This is a genomic window from Chryseobacterium sp. PvR013, assembly GCF_017833095.1.
Taxonomy (GTDB): domain Bacteria; phylum Bacteroidota; class Bacteroidia; order Flavobacteriales; family Weeksellaceae; genus Chryseobacterium; species Chryseobacterium culicis_A.
The window spans coordinates 4,853,584-4,871,231 of sequence record NZ_JAFIBT010000001.1 but is presented as its reverse complement, the minus strand read 5'-3'; the positions used below and the strand labels follow the sequence as shown (position 1 = coordinate 4,871,231).

Here is a 17,648-nt window from a genome sequence, read left to right as displayed (position 1 = left end):
ATTATACCTAGTAAAAATGAAGTAGGGTAACATAGAATTAACATTACGTAACAGAATGTTTAACATTTCCTTAAAAAAAACTTAATAGAAACAAAGTAAAAGTCTTAAAAAATTTTCTACATAAAACCTATAAAATGCTCTGTTTTTCAAGTATCTCAAAAGGTTTTAATTTCTTAAAATTTCATTATATACAATCATTTTCTGCTAAAGTAGTTTCCGTAGAAATCATGAAATGCTCTGAGATTTTTGGTTTATATTTGTGTTTATTGTTTAATACCAAAACTACAGATATGAAATTCGGACAAGTAGAAGACCCTTCAAAAATAGATTTCACATTACCTAAAGACCATCCCAGAACTAAAGAAATACTGGCACTCAATAAAAAAGGTCTGGAAAATATTTCTATCGGATGTGCAAAATGGAACAAAACAGACCTTAAAGGGTTTTATCCTAAAGGAACTAAAGACGAGCTGACCTATTATGCCACTCAGTTTAATTCTATCGAACTGAATGCTACATTCTACGGAATGCCAACCCCTGAACAGGTAACAACATGGAAAGAGAAAACTCCGCCAGACTTTAAATTTTTTCCAAAGATCACCAATACGGTTTCCCATTTCAGAAGACTGATTGATGTAACAGATCCGGTGACGCAATTTGCATCTTCGGTGATCAATTTTGATGAAAAACTGGGAATGGCTTTCCTGCAGCTTCATGATAATTTTAAACCTAAGGATTATGACAGACTGGAAAAATTTGTAAAAGAATGGCCCAAAGAAGTTCCTCTAGCAATCGAACTCCGAAATACGGAATGGTTTACTGATGAGGAAATCCTGAATACTACCTGTGAGCTCTTTGAAGCCCATAACATCACCAATATCATTGTAGATACTGCCGGAAGAAGAGATATGCTTCATATGCGCCTTACAACCCCCAACGCATTTATCCGCTATGTAGGAGCCAACGCAGAAAGTGACTACGAAAGACTGGATGACTGGTTGAAGCATCTCACAAAATGGAAAAAAGAAGGACTTCAGAATCTTTACTTTTTCGTACATCAGAATATTGAAAAAGCCTCTCCTTTATTATCTGCTTATTTCATCAAAAAAGTGAATGAGGAATGGAAAACGGATATTCATATTCCACAAATGGCAACGGAGAGTACAGGAACGCTTTTTTAAATTTAAATGGAATAAATTCGGTATAAGTAACTTCCTTTTCATCATGAAAAAATTCGTACCTTAGAGTATAATGTTTTCCAATAATCATTATACTTTAAAAAACATAAATCATGGAAAAGGAAATTTGTACAATCAGTATTGCCAATAACTGGCTTGGTGATGAATATATCTTTTATGAAAATCATACCATAAAAAGAGTATATGATAATCACAGTTTGAATTCCAATAAGAGCGAATGGCTCGAACCTAAAGAAATCAGTAAACAGAATAAGGATAAGCTGATCAAAGCCTGTCCTGAAGAATTTAAAGAACGGATTATGCAGATTCTGGATTATCCTTAACAAAAAAGGTAATGAGTATTTGAAACTCATTACCTTTTTTATTTATTTTTTCTAAGAAGCAATACCAGATTGAGAAATATAAGCAGAAAGTCCAGTGTAATCCAGATTCCTAATTTTGTATTCTCATAATTATAAGCATCTACCTGCTTTTTGGCGGCATCAGAAAGTTTCATACTTTGATTAATATAATTCTGTACTTCTACAATCTGATCGATATTCTTATTGGGTACGGAATGCTGAGAAAAGTACACCAGGTTTTTCTTTCCAAGATAGCCTGCAATCCAGTATTCATCAGACTTATCCATTTTCAGGTATTCTATCCTGTAATATTCCGGACGTATTTTCCCTATATGCTTAGGTTCAAGGTTTGTATTTTGCTCTGTTTTGTTTACTTTGATCAGGTAAAAATCCAATGCCTGCGGAAGTTTATTAATCACCTGCAGCCCTACAGAATTATCCACAAATGCCACAGCACTTTTCTTGATAAACCAATACGTAAAAACAGAAATTGAAAAAACTACTGTTACGATACGAAACAGCTTCGCCCACTTGGCCATACTTCCTGATTTAACCTTAAACAGGATCAGAGAAAGAACACAAGCCAGAAATATTATAAAAATAATGAGTGTCATATTCTACAAAGATACTTCTTCTCTCTATTTTATCTATATCTGAGGTCATTTTTTTAATTTTACCCCATCATGAAAAAGAGCTTTTTCTCTTTCTTTTTGTTCGGATTATATTTTCTAATCTACATTCCATTCTTTATAAAACTGATCAAGGAAATTCATCATATACTGATGTCTTTCTTCTGCCATTTCTTTTCCTTTTTCAGTATTCATCATATCTTTCAGAAGCAATAATTTTTCATAGAAATGATTAATAGTTGTTCCGTTAGATTTTTTATATTCTTCTTTGGACATTCCCAATTTGGGTTTCATATCCGGGTGGTACATCAGGTTATTTTTAAAACCTCCAAAGTTGAATGTTCTGGCAATTCCGATAGCTCCTATCGCATCAATACGGTCGGCATCCTGTACAATCTGAAGCTCAATGGGCGGATTCTCCGGTGCCTGATCTCTGTTTTTAAATGAAATATTTTCAATCACAAATAATACCTTACGGATGATTTCTTCAGAAACGCCCTGTTCTTCAAGAAATGCTCTGGATATTTGGGGAGCAATGGTTTCATCACCGTTATGAAATTTAGGATCGGCAATATCATGAAGAAGAGCAGACAATTCTACTACTTCTTTGTTACAATCTTCTGTTTCTGCTATTTTAGCGGCCAGCTTCCAGACTCTTTCAATATGAAACCAGTCGTGTCCTGCTTCTGCTCCTTCTAATTTTTCTTTTACAAATGCTACTGTGTTGTTAATCGTACTTTTCATTTATCTATCAGTTCATTTAAAATAATATCCCAAAGCTTGTTGTTGTAACTTCTAAAAAAATTGACATGTCCTATTTCTTTTTTATCAGATTCTGAAACATTTACTAACCGGTAAGTTGGTTTAAGATTAGGATAGGTGTCATTTAATAAACTCAACACGCCTTTCTCTGTCAGCCAGACATCATCTTCCGCCCGAATTACAAATACTTTCTGGGTCAAATTTTCAGAAAAGTTATCAATTTTCTCCAACAATCTGTTGGTTGATTTCTTGTTTAAAATTAAGGTTCTCCAGTCATATGCGCAATTTTTTGGAAGACTTTCTCCCAGTCCGAACCAATGGGCGGGAAAATATCCTAACAATGAAGTCGTTAACGGCTGAGCAATTCCAAAGCCTAAATAGGCTTCAACTTTTGTCATCCCTTTAAGGTTTCCAACAAAGGCATTTTGGGTTCCCACAAAAACAAATTCTTCAAAGATGTTGGAATCTTCATTCATTCCCAGAATCAATGCGCCTACAGAATGGCCTAAACAGTATTTTTGGTGCTCTTTAAAAGTTGATTTAATATATTGAGTTACCGATTTATAATCTTTGGAACCCCATAACCTCATAGAAGCATGAAATCCTCTCATATCTTTCGGTTTGGAAAGACCAATTCCCCGGTAATCATAAGTAATGACAGTAAATCCCTGTTCAGAAAAATAGCTGGCAAAAGAAAAATAAACCTGCTGTTTTACCCCAGTTGCTGAATTAATCAGTAGTAATTTCCCATTATCTTTTTCCGGTTTAAACAAATGGGCGGTCAGCGTGACATGATCTTCTGTGGTTAGTATTAGTTTTTCCATAGTATAAAAAGAAAAAATCCACTATAAAAGTGGACATTTTACTTATATTTTTATGTTAAGTTTCAGACTTTTGATATGTCGTAAATAGCTTTAGGAAAAGAAATCTGAGATTCTCGGAAGTCCTGTCTGAGAGCCTTTACCTCCGGAAACTCTTGATGAGACTTCATTTCCGAATTTTACACATTCTTCGATAGAATTCCCATGGCACATCGCAATGGCAAATCCTGACGTAAATGCATCACCCATTCCCATTTTATATACTTTTTCATCCTTATCGTTTCTGTAATATTTCATTTCTGTACCATCAAAATAAATGGTGGAATTGGTATCATCTCTTACAAAAACTTTATTGAAATATTTTTTAAGAACCTCTTCTCTTTTTTCTTCCCCGAAAATAACGTACAACTCATTGCTTTTAGCAACAATAAAGTCAACCAGTTCTAAAATTTCTTCACTGACTCTCATTGCAGGTGAAGCGTATAATCCTACTTTTTTTCCATATTTCTTGGCTTTTCTAACGGTATGTTCTACAACATCCATAGAAACTTCAAGCTGTACCAGCACAAGATCTGTGGTATGAAAATACTTATCTGCCTCGTCTATATGTAATTTGCTAAGGTATTTATTGGCTGCCGGTACTACAACAATAGCTGCATTTCCGTGGGAAGTGGTTACATAGGCCGTTCCCGTAGCTTCTTTATCTGTTTCGTGAACAAATCCTACATTCACGTTTTCACTTACCAGATTTCTCATAATCTGCTGCCCAAGAGGATCCATTCCTACACATCCGATAAAGTATACACTTGCTCCCAGCCTGGCTGTACCTACTGATTGATTAGCGCCCTTACCTCCAAAATAACTATCTGACTTAACGGCTAAAACCGTTTCATTAGGCAAAGGGAGTTTTTCGGTTTCAAGAACCAAATCTATCGATGAGCTGCCCACAACAATAATACGGGGTTGTTCTGATGAGAAATTCATTGTGTTTTGTATTAGCTTTAAAATTTATAACTGACAAAAATTGCGTCTCAAAAATAGCTAATTTAAAATTAACTTATTTCTATAAATTCAGTAATTATTTTCACTGGCTGCTGATCTTTGTTATACGCTATATAGCTGGCATAAAATCCTTCTCCATATCCGGTTTCAAAAGCAAATATAGTTCCGGGATGTTCTTTTGCAGGTTTAAGAAAGGCATACTGATCTATTGCGCCGTTTTCATCAAAGAAGTAGTCATGGAAAAATTCTTCGTAGATTCCCATAAAATCACCTCCTTTATTTTGATACAACCTCTGTTCAAGTTCGTTCAGACTGTTTTGGGTATCCACATCCATGAAACATCCCATCCCGCTTTCTACAGGATATCCGAACACTTCTTCTTTCGCAAGATCTTTTATATTCTGTCCTGCTGTAGTGGCCATTTTCCATTCTTTAATTTCAGAATTACTGAATATAATTTCGGCATAGGCTACACAGTTGCTCTCTCTTTCTTTGTGTATCATTACAGAAAAATCTCCTTTGGGAAATTCTGTGGTAAAAGGAAGCATATCATTAGTGATCAAAGGATCACAGGTAACAATCTTTCCACTTGAAAGGTAGATCTTCCCTACTTCAAAACTTTCCAGCAACGGACTTTCTACAAAGTCTTTCGAGAATAGTTTTTGTATGTTTTCTATATGTGTCATTTTTATTTATTCTTTTAAACCATCAGGCTGGATACAATTTTCATCTGTACCCAGCCTGAGATTTCTGACAAATTTATTGTCTATATTTTACAAACTTTTCAGTTTCTCTTCAAGGATAAAAATATCTATACTTTTTACCAACTGCTTGTTTCATCAAATATTTTAAATAATCCTTCTCTATATGGTTGCTTTAGCTGCTTTATTCTGTTTTTCAAAACTTCCCAGCTTTCTTCTGAATATGATTCCAAAACAGCTTTCAATTCCTCTTTATTATTATTAACATAGTCTACAGGAACTGGAAAAAAGTTATTCCAGTGGGGCTTTTCTTCAGAATTTTCATAAAGAGCAACTGTTCCTATCCTATCATTGAGTTTTCCTTTTCCTTTATAAGGTAAAACCTTTATGACAGGAAACTTACCTCCAAAACCTTTGGATAGATTGGTAGTAACAGCAATCATTTTAGGTTTTTCAGAAATGACTATTGCTCCGTTAGAATCTCCATATTTAAAATGTTCTTTTTGCCTTCTCCAATAAAAAATATTTACAAGTAAAAGAATAATAAAAGCAAATCCTCCCCATAGCCATGAAACATCCCATGCAAAAGCTAACGAAAACAATAAAGCAATTAACAAATAAATAGGTTTATAGATGTATTTTATCAATACAAATGGCATTACTCTAACCCTTCCAGGATTTGAAGCAACTGTTCTACTATCTAATGTTAAAATATCTCTATTGTCATCCATATTTTAAGGAGTATTAAATATTTTACAGACTTTTCAGTTTTTCTTCAAGGATCGCAATCTTATCCTGAGCATCTTTTTGCTTCTTACGTTCTCCCTCTACAACTTCAGGCTTAGCATTCGCAACAAATTTTTCATTGGAAAGCTTCTTTTCTACTGAAACCAAAAATCCTTTTAAATATTTTACTTCTTCTTCAGTTTTAGCTTTTTCCTCACCTAAATCCAAGTTTTCACTTAAAGGAATAGAAACTTCAGTAGCTCCTACCAGGAATGTAAAGCTTGGCTTATCTGTTTTCTGCCCGAAGTGAATTTCAGAGATATTTGCTAATTTTCTTACTACATCTTCATTGGCAAATTCAGTAGCATTGGTATATACCTCAGCGGCTTCTCTTGGTGAAATTCCTTTTGTCTGACGGTAATTTCTAACTCCTGAAATCAATTCTGCTGCAGTTTCAAAATTCTTAATAATAGTCTCATCAAACTTTCCAGCTTCTTTCTGCTGAGCGATAACTAAAGCTTCATCAATACTTCTTTCCGAAATAGTCTGCCATAATTCCTCTGTAAGGAAAGGCATGAACGGGTGAAGTAACTTCATCAGCTCTTCAAAGAAATATATTGTTTTGTTATAAACATCCTTAGAAATTCCTTCTCCATAATTGGGTTTGATCGCTTCAAGGTACCACCCACAAAAATCATCCCAAATTAATTTATAGATCAAATGCAGGGCATCAGAAATTCTGAATTTCTCGAACTGATCATTAATTTCGGCAATTGTTTTATTAAGCTTGTTTTCAAACCATTCAATAGCCTGATTATCTGTAGCAATAGCTGGCTTATCTTCATGATTCCACATGTTGATCAGACGGAATGCATTCCAGATCTTCGTCATGAAGTTTCTTCCCTGAAGCATTAAATCTTCATCAAAAAGAAGGTCATTTCCTGCTGCAGAGCTCAATAGAATTCCTACACGTACTCCATCTGCTCCATATTTATCCATTAATTCAAGAGGATCAGGAGAGTTTCCAAGAGATTTTGACATCTTTCTTCTCTGCTTATCTCTTACAATTCCTGTAAAATAAACATTCTTAAATGGAACTTCTTTTCTGTATTCCAATCCGGCCATAATCATTCTGGCTACCCAGAAGAAAATAATATCCGGACCTGTAACCAGATCAGATGTTGGATAGTAATAGTTGATATCTTTGTTTTCAGGATCAAGCAATCCGTCAAATACAGACATTGGCCATAACCAAGATGAGAACCATGTATCCAATGCATCATCATCCTGTCTAAGGCTTTCTATCGTCAGAGTTGAATTCCCTGTTTTTTGTTTTGCCAGTTCTAAAGCAGCTTCTTTAGTTTCTGCAACTACAAAATCTTCATCACCTTCTCCATAATAGTAAGCAGGAATCTGCTGTCCCCACCAAAGCTGACGGGAAATATTCCAGTCACGAATGTTTTCCATCCAGTGCTTATAAGTATTTTTAAACTTCTCCGGATAGAACTTCACTTCGTCATCCATTACTACATCCAAAGCGGGTTTAGCAATTTCAGCCATTTTAAGGAACCACTGTACTGAAATCTTAGGCTCAATAACAGCTCCTGTTCTCTCAGAAGTTCCTACTTTGTTTACATAATCTTCTGCCTTTAACAAAAGATCTTTCTCTTCAAGTTCTTTAGCGATCTGCTTTCTTACATCAAATCTGTTCTTTCCGGCATAATGTAAACCATGTTCGTTAAGATTTCCGTCATCATCCAGTGCATCAATCATTTTCAGCTGATGTTTCTGTCCGATTTCGTAGTCATTGATATCATGGGCAGGTGTAATTTTCAAAGCACCTGTTCCGAATTCTATATCAACATATTCATCCTCAATAATTGGGATTACTCGGTTAACGATGGGTACAATTACATTTTTACCTTTCAGGTGAGCATATCTTTCATCATTAGGATTGATACATACGGCTGTATCCCCGAAAATAGTTTCAGGACGCGTAGTCGCTACTGAAAGGAATTCTTCTGAACCTTCAATTTTATATTTAAGGAAATACAATTTCCCGTTCTGTTCTTTAAATATTACTTCTTCGTCAGAAATATTGGTTTTCGCTTCCGGATCCCAGTTGACCATTCTGTAACCTCTGTAGATTAATCCTTTATTATAAAGGTCTACAAAACTTTTGATAACCTGCTGCGAAAGTTTGTCTTCCAAAGTGAAGCGGGTTCTGTCCCAATCACATGAACATCCTAACTTTTTCAACTGCTCAAGGATGGTTCCGCCATATTTATTGGTCCAATCCCAGGCATGCGTTAAAAATTCTTCACGGGTAATATCTGACTTATTGACTCCTTCAGACTTCAGTTTAGCAACAACTTTAGCTTCAGTAGCAATTGAAGCGTGATCTGTTCCCGGAATCCAACAAGCATTAAATCCGCGCATTCTTGCACGACGGACCAGAACATCTTGAAGGGTATTATTCAACATATGCCCCATGTGTAATATCCCCGTTACGTTTGGCGGAGGAATGACCACGGTATACGGTGGTTTGTCATTAGGCTCTGAATGGAAAAATTTGTTTTCCAACCAGTAATTGTACCATTTTTGTTCTGTTTCCTGTGGATTGTACTTTTCTGAAATCTGCATAAATTCTATTTCTTTGGCTTGCAATTTGCAAAAATAGTCTAAAGAAAAAAATTTTTAAGCATGAATTAAAATAATTTTTAACTTTGTTTCACAAAATTTATCTAACAAACGTATTAACATTCAAGAATATGAAAAAATTAATTGCAGGAATTGCACTATTCGGGACATTTGCTCTGGCATCTGCACAAACAATTACATTTGATAAAACAACTTTCGATTACGGTACTATTAAGCCTAATGCTGACGGTACAAGATTCTTTACGGTAACGAACTCAGGTGATAAGCCTTTGATCCTTTCAAATGTAAAACCGTCTTGTGGATGTACAACTCCTGAATTCAGCCAAGATCCTATTATGCCTGGGAAATCAGCTAAGATCAAGGTTGGATACAACACCGCTATTCCTGGCCCTTTCAACAAAATGATTGAGGTTTTTTCTAACGATCCCGCTAACAACAGAAGTGTAATCTACATCAAAGGTAACGTAGATGCTAATGCTCCTGAACCAAAAGTATTGACTCCTGCTGAGCAGAAAGAAGCTGCTAAAGCTGAGAAAAAAGCTGCAAAACTTGCTAAAAAAGCTGCTGCGAAGTAATCTCTACTCAAAAAAAATAAAAGAACCGTCTCCAATGAGGCGGTTTTTTTATTACATTTATGTTTGATTAGGTGGCAGATGATAGGTAATAGATGGCAGTAAATGTATTGACGTTTATCAAATATATTATCTAGGTTTTAGCTGAAGCCTTCGGATTTTTTTTAAATGGCTGGGCCAAAGCCCCCCCTATTGAATTTAAAGAACAAGATCTTTTAATCTTTTAATCTTTTAATCTTTTAATCTTTTAATCTTTTAATCTTTTAATCTTTTAATCTTTTAATCTTTTAATCTTTTAATCTTTTAATCTTAAAAATATATGGATACCGATTTCTCAGATGACTTTAAGGTAAATGGAAAATTTTCGATAAAAAAAACGTCAACTTCTTATAAAGGAAAGCTTACTAAAGAAGAAGGAGAGCAAATGCTGATTCAGGAGAAAGAAAAACTTCGTGAACTGCAGGAAAAATTATATGCTGACGGAAGCCAGTCTTTGCTTGTTGTATTACAGGCTATGGATGCTGCCGGAAAAGACAGTATGATAGAGCATGTTTTCGGAGGAGTGAATCCTCAGGGATGTAATGTGACCAGTTTTAAAACCCCAAGTTCCAAAGAATATTCCCATGATTTTTTATGGAGACATTATCTTGCATTGCCACAGAAAGGAATGATTGGAATTTTCAACCGTTCTCACTATGAAAGTGTTCTCGTTTGTAAGGTGCACCCTGAATATAATTTGAGCGAAAAAACATGGTCTTCCGTAAAAGACTTTGACAGCAAATTCTGGGAAAACAGATATGAAAGCATCCGGAATTTTGAAAAACACCTTTCACAAAACGGAACTACAATCGTTAAGATCTTTTTGTATGTTTCCAAGGATGAACAGAAAAAAAGACTTCTGGACAGAATTGACGAACAGGAAAAAAACTGGAAATTCTCTGCTGGAGACCTTCCGGAAAGAGCATTATTCGATCAATATATGGAAGCTTACGAAAACGCAATCAACGAAACATCAAAAGAACATGCTCCGTGGTATGTGCTTCCTGCTGACAGCAAATGGTTTGCAAGAGTAGCAGCAATCCAGATTATTATTGATACTCTGGAAAAAATGAATCTTAAATATCCTACTCTTTCTGATAAAGACAGACAGGAGCTTCAGGAATCTAAAAAACAATTGGAAAGCGAATAAATGAGGTTGGAAGATGGAAGCATCAAGATGGAGGTTTTAAAAACTTCACTCTTCCAGCCTCTGACTTCCAGCTTTTTAAAAAAAATCACGAGAAAATCTATAAGCCGGATTCTGTACTTCCGAAGAAGCGCCTGTTATTTATCTACGTGGTACATTGCTGCAACACTTGAGCTGATTACCCCTCGGTTTTCAGGACGAGCCGCCCCTATTTCCATTGCTGAAAAGAACCGATATACTTACCATTGCACCGCAAAGAGTTTACCTGGTTTCACTACAGCCGAACTGTACTTGCTTTCTGTTGCACTTGTCCTACCCTCACGGGTGACGGATGTTATCCGCTTTGCTGCTCTATGGTGTCCGGACTTTCCTACCTCCCGTAAAACGGGAAATCAACAAGCCGATTTTCTCGCGGAGGCAAAGGTACGCAAATTTTGCGGTTAAAAAGGTAAAAGTTCAGAAAGCCTCAATGGTTTTAAGCGCTATGTAAATGAGTAAATATATAAATATTTTTCTTTTGTTTTTAATGAGAATATAAATTACATGCTACAATATTCAAAGCATGTTTACTATTCTATGGTCTAGCTTTTACGATTTTTTGTTATAATTTTCACCAATTACCACTTTATTATTATCTTCGTGCCATTATATATCTATGGATTCCAGAGAAAAAGAATTTGCGCAGCTTATCAAGGATAATCAGGGACTGATTATTAAAGTATCGCGTCTGTACACAAATTCTCTGGAAGATGAAGAGGATCTTTTCCAGGAAATTGTGTTACAACTCTGGAGAAGCTATGATTCCTTTAAAGGAAATTCTAAAATTTCCACATGGATGTACCGTGTAGCGCTCAATACAGCCATTACCCTCTTTAGAAAAAAAAGCAAAAGCCTTCCTACGAATGAGCTGGACATCAACCATAAAGATTTTGTGGAAGATGACGATGAAAAACAGCAGCAGGTATCACTTTTGTATACTGTAATCAAGACTCTTCCGAATGTAGAAAGAGCCATTGTCATGATGTATCTTGACGATCTGCCTTACAAGGACATTGCAGAAAACCTCGGAATCACTGAAGTCAATGCACGCGTGAAAATGAACAGATTAAAGAAAACCCTTAAAGAACAGATGGAAAAATATGCCTGAATTTGATTTAGATAGCTTTAAGAAAACATGGCAGGAACAACCTGTACAAGATAAATATGACAACACTGAGATTCTTCAGATGCTGAATAGAAAATCACGTAACTATGTGAAATATATTTTCTGGATCAGTGTTATAGAATTTCTGTTCTTTTCGGTATTGGGACTGTTTTATCTTTTCCCGGAAGAGGAATCAGACAGCTTCCGTAAAATGCTGGAGCGATTAGGGGCTCAGGAATCTCCTGAAGCAGAAAACAATTTTGGTTATGCTTATCTGGCTATAAAAGTCTTAAGTTTATTAATTACAGCTTATTTTGTATTGAAATTCTATCAGAATTACCGAAAAATAAAGATTGAGGAAAATCTGAAAGGGCTTATTACCCGCATCATTAAATTCAAAACAACAGTCAATGCTTTTATTCTCATCAGCATTGTTTTATTGTTAATATTCACTTTTGTACTTATCGCTTTCATCTTTTATATATTAGATTCTCAGAATATACAGCCTAATGGCTCCAACCTTACGATTGTTATTGTTGGAATTGCCGTAAGCTCATTGCTTGCAGTCTCTATGATCTGGTTTTATTACAGACTGGTATATGGAACAATTATTAAAAAACTTGATAAAAATCTAAAGCAGCTTAAAGAAATAGATTCTCAGGAAAATTAATATACATAGGCATAGTTCGGGATATAATTGCTAATTTTATTCCACCAAATCTTAAACTATGCCCTTATCTTATGTGTATGGAACTTCTGAGGTTTCATTATTAGGACAGACTATCGGAGCGAATCTTAAAAGTACTGTCGAAAAATATCCCCATCAGGAAGCATTAGTCTGCGTTCATCAGAATTACAGAGCTACTTACCAGGAATTTTACAATCAGACAACAGCTGTTGCAAAAGCTTTATTGTTTTTAGGAGCAAAAGCAGGCGACAGAATCGGAATCTGGTCTTCCAACCGTTATGAATGGGTACTTTTGCAGTATGCCACTGCAAGAATAGGAACTATTTTAGTGAATATCAATCCAGCCTACAGAACTCATGAACTGACCTATGTTCTCAATCAGTCTGAAGTTCGTTTTATTTTTTCTTCTTTAAGTTTTAAATCCAGTAATTATAAAGAAATGGTTGAATATGCAAAAGAAGTATGTCCAACCCTTGAGCACGAAATATTCTTTGATGAAAACTGGGAAGAATTTGTTAATAACGGCCAGGAAATATCAGATGAAATGCTTCACAGTTTTGAAGAACATGTACAGTTTGATGATCCTGTTAATATTCAATATACTTCCGGAACTACCGGTTTCCCGAAAGGCGTTACCCTTTCCCATCATAATATTCTCAACAATGGTTATTTCATTGGTATCAGGTTAAAATACACTCAGCAAGACCGTGTTTGTATTCCGGTCCCTTTTTACCATTGCTTCGGAATGGTGATCGGAAATATGTGCTGTACGGCACACGGAGCGTGTATGGTGATTCCCAATGACAGTTTTGATCCGGAGATTACTTTAAAAGCTGTTTCGGACGAAAAATGTACTTCTTTGTATGGAGTACCCACTATGTTTATTGCTGAACTGGCAGTAAAAGATTTTGACACCTATGATTTTTCAAGCTTAAGAACCGGTGTGATGGCGGGCTCTGTATGCCCTCCTGAAATCATGAAGAAAGTGGAAAATCTCATGAATATTAAAGAAATGAGCATCTGCTACGGAATGACGGAAACTTCACCTGTATCTACTCAGACTTTAATAGGAACACCTCTGGAGAAACAGGTGAGCACTGTAGGAACTGTTCAGGATCATCTAGAGATAAAAATTGTTGACGAAAATGGCAGAACTTTAAAACGTGGAGAACATGGTGAGCTCTGCACACGAGGCTATTCCGTAATGCTGAAATACTGGAATGATCCTGAAAATACTAAGAAAGTACTGGATGAAGCCCGCTGGATGCATACCGGAGATATGGCAGTAATGGATAAAGACGGCTATATTACCATTTCCGGAAGGATAAAAGACCTCATCATTCGTGGCGGAGAAAATATTTCGCCTAAGGAAATTGAGGACTTTTTATATACCTATACCCATATTCTGGATGTTCAGATCATAGGGGTTCCGAGTGAAAAATTTGGAGAAGAAGTTATGGCGTGGGTAAAAGTGAGAAAAGGATTTACCCTCACTGCAGAAGAACTTCAGGAATACTGCAAAGGAAGAATTGCCCACTATAAAGTTCCGAAATACTGGAAATTTGTAGATGAATTCCCAATGACTATTTCCGGAAAGATAAGAAAGGTAGAAATGCGGGAAATTTCTATGAGAGAACTAGGACTGGAAAATGTAAAACAGATTTGATGGAAAAGTAAAAGATTCCATGCCCAAAAGGCAAAGAACGAGTCCATCAATTTATTATAAAAAGCAAAAAGCATTTCAGATTGAAATGCTTTTTTATATTTTTAAAGTTCTTTTCTTAACCTTGCTACAGGAATATTGAGCTGTTCACGATATTTGGCAATCGTTCTTCTGGCAATATTATACCCCTGTTCTTTCAGAATAACTACTAATGCATCATCTGTAAGCGGTTTTCTCTTATTTTCCTTATTGATAACTTCCTGAAGATGGGTTTTGATCTCTTTGGTAGAAACTTCTTCTCCATCATCATTCGTTAAACTGTCTGAGAACAGATCTTTAAGGTATACAATACCATTAGGGGTATCTGCATATTTACTTTTTACGACTCTTGAAATGGTAGAAATATCAAATCCTGTAATATCTGCAACATCTTTCAGGATCATTGGCTTCAGTGATTTTTCGTCTCCTGTGATAAAGTAATCCTTCTGGAACTTTACAATCGCTGTAATGGTCTGTAATAAGGTATTCTGACGCTGATTAATCGCATCGATATACCATTTTGCAGCATCCAGTTTTTGTTTAATAAATAAAGCAGCCTGCTTGTGCTCCGATGAGTTCTTATCATGGGAATACGTAGTCAGAATATCTTTATATTCTTCAGAAACCCTTAAAGTAGGTGCATTTTTACTGTTCAGCATAGGAATTACCTGGCCGTCTTTCACCTGAATAACAAAATCCGGGATAATTTCCTGATTGATTGTAATCGTCTGTGTATCAAAGTTCCCTCCTACTTTAGGAGATAGTTTTGAGATTTCATCCAGGGCATCTTTCAGATCATCTTCTTCAATATCATATTTCTGAATGATTTTGTTATAATGCTTATTTGTTAAAGCTTCAAACTGATGTCTTAAGATATTGGCAGCCAAAGAAACCGCTTTATCTGAGCTTACTTTCTTTTCAATCTGTAATAGCAGACATTCCTGCAGACCTCTTGCTCCCACTCCGGGTGGATCCAGTTTCTGAACATAATTCTCAAGGATATCTTCCACTCTTTCTTTTGTGGTATAAATTCCCTGTGAGAAAGCTAAATCGTCAACAATAGACTTGATTTCTCTTCTCAGATATCCGTCTGTATCCAAATTCCCGATAAGGTATTCTGCAATCTTCAGATCTTCAGCACTGATATTCACCAAATGAATCTGTTCTCTAAGATAATCATATAAAGACTGTCCTTCCGTTAAAAGACTCTCGTTATCAAATTCTTCATCATCCGGAGAATAGTTGCTGGATGCGGTTTTATAGCTTGGCTCATCGTCATAGATATATTCATTGACGTCGAAATCTGTTTCAATGCTTTCCGTACCCTCATCCTGATAAGCGTCTTCAAGGGAAGAATATTCATCTTCCTTAGAATCTTCTTTTGCAATTTCCAAAGCTGGGTTTTCTTCTAACTCTCTCTCCAACTCCTCTTCAAATTCAAGAGTATGAAGCTGAATAAGCTTCATCAACTGGATCTGCTGAGGGGCCAGCTTCTGTCCTAATTTGAGTTGTAAGTGTTGTTTAAGCATATTCTTATTTGCGTTTTAACATAACATATTCTACGAATTTAATAAATTTATTTGATAAAAAACGCATTTAGCATGATTTTTGCATTACTTATCCTAATATAATAAACTATTAAATAATAAAAAAAGCCTTAACTCGTGATTAAGGCTTTTTTTATTGTGTTAGAATTCAGCGCTTTTCGGCGTTCTTGGGAAAGGAATTACATCTCTGATATTCGTCATTCCTGTTACGAAAAGAACTAATCTTTCCAGTCCTAAACCAAAGCCTGCATGCGGCACAGAACCGAATTTTCTGGTATCAAGATACCACCAAAGTTCATGCTCATCTACGTGCATATCTGCCATTTTCTGTTTTAAAACATCTAGTCTTGCTTCTCTTTCTGATCCACCGATGATCTCACCGATACCAGGGAAAAGAACATCCATAGCGGCAACGGTTTTGTTATCATCATTCAGTTTCATGTAGAAAGCTTTGATTTCTTTCGGATAATCAAATAAGACTACCGGGCTTTCAAAATGTTTCTCAACAAGGTATCTTTCATGCTCAGACTGAAGGTCAGTTCCCCAACTTTCAACCGGGTAAGCGAATTTTCCTTTTTTGTTTTCTTTAGAATTCAATAAGATTTCGATGGCTTCCGTATAGCTTACACGTTTGAAACGCTTAGCCACTACATTCTGAAGTTTTTCGATAAGTCCTTCTTTTGCTCTTTCTTTCTCAGGTTTTGTTTTTTGCTCTTCTGCAAAACGGTTGTCTAAGAATTCAAGATCATCTTTACAGTTATCCAATACATACTGGATTACATATTTTAAGAAATCTTCCGCAAGGTCGATATTGTCTTCAAGGTTGTTGAATGCCACTTCCGGCTCAATCATCCAGAATTCTGCAAGGTGTCTGGTTGTGTTGGAATTTTCAGCACGGAAAGTAGGTCCGAAAGTATAGATTCTTCCTAATCCCATGGCTGCAGTTTCTCCTTCAAGCTGTCCTGAAACGGTAAGGTTTGTTTTTTTACCGAAGAAATCCTGTGAAAAATCAATTTCTCCTTCTTCAGTTTTAGGCATGTTGTTCAGGTCAAAGTTGGTTACTCCGAACATTTCACCTGCTCCTTCTGCATCTGCTCCTGTAATAACCGGAGTGTTGATATAGAAGAACTGGTTTTGGTTGAAGAATGAGTGAACTGCAAAACTTACAGCGTGACGCACTCTGAATACAGCTCCGAAAAGGTTAGTTCTGAATCTTAAGTGTGCCTGCTCACGAAGCTTTTCAAGGCTGTGTTTCTTAGGCTGAAGAATCGTACTCTGAAGTTCTTCTGTAAAGTTATCTCCTAAAACAATAATCTTTTTAGCGATAATTTCCACAGACTGTCCTGCTCCCTGGCTTTCCACCACTTCACCTACTACTTTCAGAGAAGAAGCAGTACTGATATTCTTGATGATCGCTTCATCAAAATTTTCGAAATCAACAACTATCTGCAAATTATTAATCGTAGAACCATCATTAAGCGCAATAAAGCGATTTGCACGGAAGGATCTTACCCATCCGTAAACGGTAATGTCATGATGTAATACTTTCTTGTAATCCTTTAGGACTTCTTTGATCGTTTGCTTTTCCATTTGTTGATGATAAATTTTTTATATAAAAATTAATGTCTGCAAAGTTACAAAAAAACAGCGCAACTTAATGATTGCGCTGTCTTTAAAAATCATTTAACAGGTATTTAGACTTTCAGTTCAGGAAATTCACCTTTTTTCATCTGCCAACCCTTCTTCATTTTCAGGTTACATTTCCACTCAATATTGTCCTGAACTTCAATAAAATCCGTATTGACCCGGAATGAACACACTTACATTATCACCTTTAGAAAGAATAAATTTGATTTACTCTGAGCTTTCATGGAATTAGTTTTATTGAAATGGTTATTAGTTTTTAAGTGCTAAGTTCGTGGTAAATTACCAGGTCATACATCCATTTTTAGACTATACTATACTTT

At 35.8% G+C, this 17,648-nt stretch carries 16 protein-coding genes and 1 other RNA gene; 7 read left to right on the top strand and 10 right to left on the bottom strand.

The genetic code is table 11. The features are described 5' to 3' along the window. The first annotated feature begins 290 nt into the window (after positions 1–290). On the top strand, positions 291–1,181 hold the full coding sequence (locus JOE44_RS22205; protein ID WP_209787651.1) for a DUF72 domain-containing protein: 891 nt from the start codon (positions 291–293) through the stop codon (positions 1,179–1,181). Positions 1,182–1,291: 110 nt separating this feature from the next. Further along, positions 1,292–1,522 (top strand): hypothetical protein, encoded by a 231-nt coding sequence (locus JOE44_RS22200; RefSeq protein WP_209787649.1) that lies wholly within the window; start codon positions 1,292–1,294, stop codon positions 1,520–1,522. 38 nt (positions 1,523–1,560) lie between these two features. Here the strand turns inward: JOE44_RS22200 and JOE44_RS22195 are convergent, their stop codons facing one another. The 7 genes from JOE44_RS22195 to JOE44_RS22165 all read right to left on the bottom strand — a co-directional run bounded on the left by JOE44_RS22195 (position 1,561) and on the right by JOE44_RS22165 (position 8,824). After that, positions 1,561–2,154 carry a hypothetical protein gene (locus JOE44_RS22195; RefSeq protein ID WP_209787648.1) on the bottom strand — a complete coding sequence of 198 codons (594 nt, stop codon included), beginning with the start codon at positions 2,152–2,154 and terminating at the stop codon, positions 1,561–1,563. A 114-nt stretch (positions 2,155–2,268) separates the two neighbouring features. After that, positions 2,269–2,913, bottom strand: a complete 645-nt coding sequence (locus JOE44_RS22190; protein ID WP_209787646.1) for an HD domain-containing protein — start codon at positions 2,911–2,913, stop codon at positions 2,269–2,271. Beyond that, positions 2,910–3,755, bottom strand: coding sequence for an alpha/beta fold hydrolase (locus JOE44_RS22185; protein ID WP_209787644.1), 846 nt, complete (start codon positions 3,753–3,755; stop codon positions 2,910–2,912). Before JOE44_RS22185 ends, JOE44_RS22190 begins: the two co-directional genes overlap by 4 nt. 90 nt (positions 3,756–3,845) lie before the next feature. Then, positions 3,846–4,736 (bottom strand): ribokinase, encoded by an 891-nt coding sequence (locus JOE44_RS22180; RefSeq protein WP_209787642.1) that lies wholly within the window; start codon positions 4,734–4,736, stop codon positions 3,846–3,848. A gap of 68 nt (positions 4,737–4,804) precedes the next feature. Next, the gene (locus JOE44_RS22175; RefSeq protein ID WP_105681270.1) at positions 4,805–5,440 is read right to left on the bottom strand and encodes a DUF4241 domain-containing protein; all 636 of its coding nucleotides are present in this window, start codon (positions 5,438–5,440) and stop codon (positions 4,805–4,807) included. 134 nt (positions 5,441–5,574) lie between these two features. Continuing rightward, on the bottom strand, positions 5,575–6,186 hold the full coding sequence (locus JOE44_RS22170; RefSeq protein WP_209787639.1) for a DUF3239 domain-containing protein: 612 nt from the start codon (positions 6,184–6,186) through the stop codon (positions 5,575–5,577). Between the two features lie 22 nt (positions 6,187–6,208). Continuing rightward, positions 6,209–8,824: a valine--tRNA ligase gene (locus tag JOE44_RS22165; RefSeq protein ID WP_209787635.1), complete on the bottom strand. Its 2,616-nt coding sequence runs from the start codon at positions 8,822–8,824 to the stop codon at positions 6,209–6,211. A gap of 128 nt (positions 8,825–8,952) precedes the next feature. On the opposite strand from JOE44_RS22165, the gene JOE44_RS22160 reads away from it, so the two are divergent. Together JOE44_RS22160 and JOE44_RS22155 are read left to right on the top strand one after the other, a co-directional pair. After that, positions 8,953–9,417, top strand: a complete 465-nt coding sequence (locus JOE44_RS22160; RefSeq protein ID WP_002977002.1) for a DUF1573 domain-containing protein — start codon at positions 8,953–8,955, stop codon at positions 9,415–9,417. A gap of 316 nt (positions 9,418–9,733) precedes the next feature. Further along, a complete protein-coding gene (locus JOE44_RS22155) occupies positions 9,734–10,603 on the top strand; it encodes a polyphosphate kinase 2 family protein (RefSeq protein WP_209787632.1) in 870 nt (289 codons plus the stop codon). An 84-nt stretch (positions 10,604–10,687) separates the two neighbouring features. On the opposite strand, the gene rnpB is transcribed toward JOE44_RS22155, so the two are convergent. Beyond that, an RNA gene (rnpB, locus tag JOE44_RS22150) (RNase P RNA component class A) lies at positions 10,688–11,012 on the bottom strand. A 243-nt stretch (positions 11,013–11,255) separates the two neighbouring features. On the opposite strand from rnpB, the gene JOE44_RS22145 reads away from it, so the two are divergent. Genes JOE44_RS22145 through JOE44_RS22135 form a run of 3 tightly spaced genes read left to right on the top strand, consistent with a single transcriptional unit; the run spans position 11,256 to position 14,098 of the window. Further along, positions 11,256–11,747: a sigma-70 family RNA polymerase sigma factor gene (locus tag JOE44_RS22145; protein ID WP_062673949.1), complete on the top strand. Its 492-nt coding sequence runs from the start codon at positions 11,256–11,258 to the stop codon at positions 11,745–11,747. Then, positions 11,740–12,414: a beta-carotene 15,15'-monooxygenase gene (locus tag JOE44_RS22140; protein ID WP_209787631.1), complete on the top strand. Its 675-nt coding sequence runs from the start codon at positions 11,740–11,742 to the stop codon at positions 12,412–12,414. Before JOE44_RS22145 ends, JOE44_RS22140 begins: the two co-directional genes overlap by 8 nt. 58 nt (positions 12,415–12,472) lie before the next feature. Beyond that, entirely contained in the window at positions 12,473–14,098 is a 1,626-nt protein-coding gene (locus JOE44_RS22135; protein WP_209787629.1) for an AMP-binding protein, read from the top strand. A 101-nt stretch (positions 14,099–14,199) separates the two neighbouring features. Here JOE44_RS22135 and rpoN read toward each other — a convergent pair whose 3' ends face one another. Beyond that, on the bottom strand, positions 14,200–15,663 hold the full coding sequence (gene rpoN / locus JOE44_RS22130) for an RNA polymerase factor sigma-54 (protein WP_209787627.1): 1,464 nt from the start codon (positions 15,661–15,663) through the stop codon (positions 14,200–14,202). Between the two features lie 159 nt (positions 15,664–15,822). Beyond that, positions 15,823–17,271, bottom strand: coding sequence for an asparagine--tRNA ligase (gene asnS / locus JOE44_RS22125; protein WP_209787624.1), 1,449 nt, complete (start codon positions 17,269–17,271; stop codon positions 15,823–15,825). Positions 17,272–17,648 lie beyond the last annotated feature (377 nt).

Coding starts and splice junctions, on each gene's coding strand:
- JOE44_RS22190 (WP_209787646.1), bottom strand. CDS start 2,913: ATGAAAAGTACGATTAACAACACAGTAGCATTTGTAAAAGAAAAATTA.
- JOE44_RS22185 (WP_209787644.1), bottom strand. CDS start 3,755: ATGGAAAAACTAATACTAACCACAGAAGATCATGTCACGCTGACCGCC.
- JOE44_RS22195 (WP_209787648.1), bottom strand. CDS start 2,154: ATGACACTCATTATTTTTATAATATTTCTGGCTTGTGTTCTTTCTCTG.
- JOE44_RS22155 (WP_209787632.1), top strand. CDS start 9,734: ATGGATACCGATTTCTCAGATGACTTTAAGGTAAATGGAAAATTTTCG.
- JOE44_RS22135 (WP_209787629.1), top strand. CDS start 12,473: ATGCCCTTATCTTATGTGTATGGAACTTCTGAGGTTTCATTATTAGGA.
- JOE44_RS22145 (WP_062673949.1), top strand. CDS start 11,256: ATGGATTCCAGAGAAAAAGAATTTGCGCAGCTTATCAAGGATAATCAG.
- JOE44_RS22165 (WP_209787635.1), bottom strand. CDS start 8,824: ATGCAGATTTCAGAAAAGTACAATCCACAGGAAACAGAACAAAAATGG.
- JOE44_RS22170 (WP_209787639.1), bottom strand. CDS start 6,186: ATGGATGACAATAGAGATATTTTAACATTAGATAGTAGAACAGTTGCT.
- JOE44_RS22205 (WP_209787651.1), top strand. CDS start 291: ATGAAATTCGGACAAGTAGAAGACCCTTCAAAAATAGATTTCACATTA.
- JOE44_RS22180 (WP_209787642.1), bottom strand. CDS start 4,736: ATGAATTTCTCATCAGAACAACCCCGTATTATTGTTGTGGGCAGCTCA.
- JOE44_RS22160 (WP_002977002.1), top strand. CDS start 8,953: ATGAAAAAATTAATTGCAGGAATTGCACTATTCGGGACATTTGCTCTG.
- JOE44_RS22175 (WP_105681270.1), bottom strand. CDS start 5,440: ATGACACATATAGAAAACATACAAAAACTATTCTCGAAAGACTTTGTA.
- rpoN (WP_209787627.1), bottom strand. CDS start 15,663: ATGCTTAAACAACACTTACAACTCAAATTAGGACAGAAGCTGGCCCCT.
- JOE44_RS22200 (WP_209787649.1), top strand. CDS start 1,292: ATGGAAAAGGAAATTTGTACAATCAGTATTGCCAATAACTGGCTTGGT.
- asnS (WP_209787624.1), bottom strand. CDS start 17,271: ATGGAAAAGCAAACGATCAAAGAAGTCCTAAAGGATTACAAGAAAGTA.
- JOE44_RS22140 (WP_209787631.1), top strand. CDS start 11,740: ATGCCTGAATTTGATTTAGATAGCTTTAAGAAAACATGGCAGGAACAA.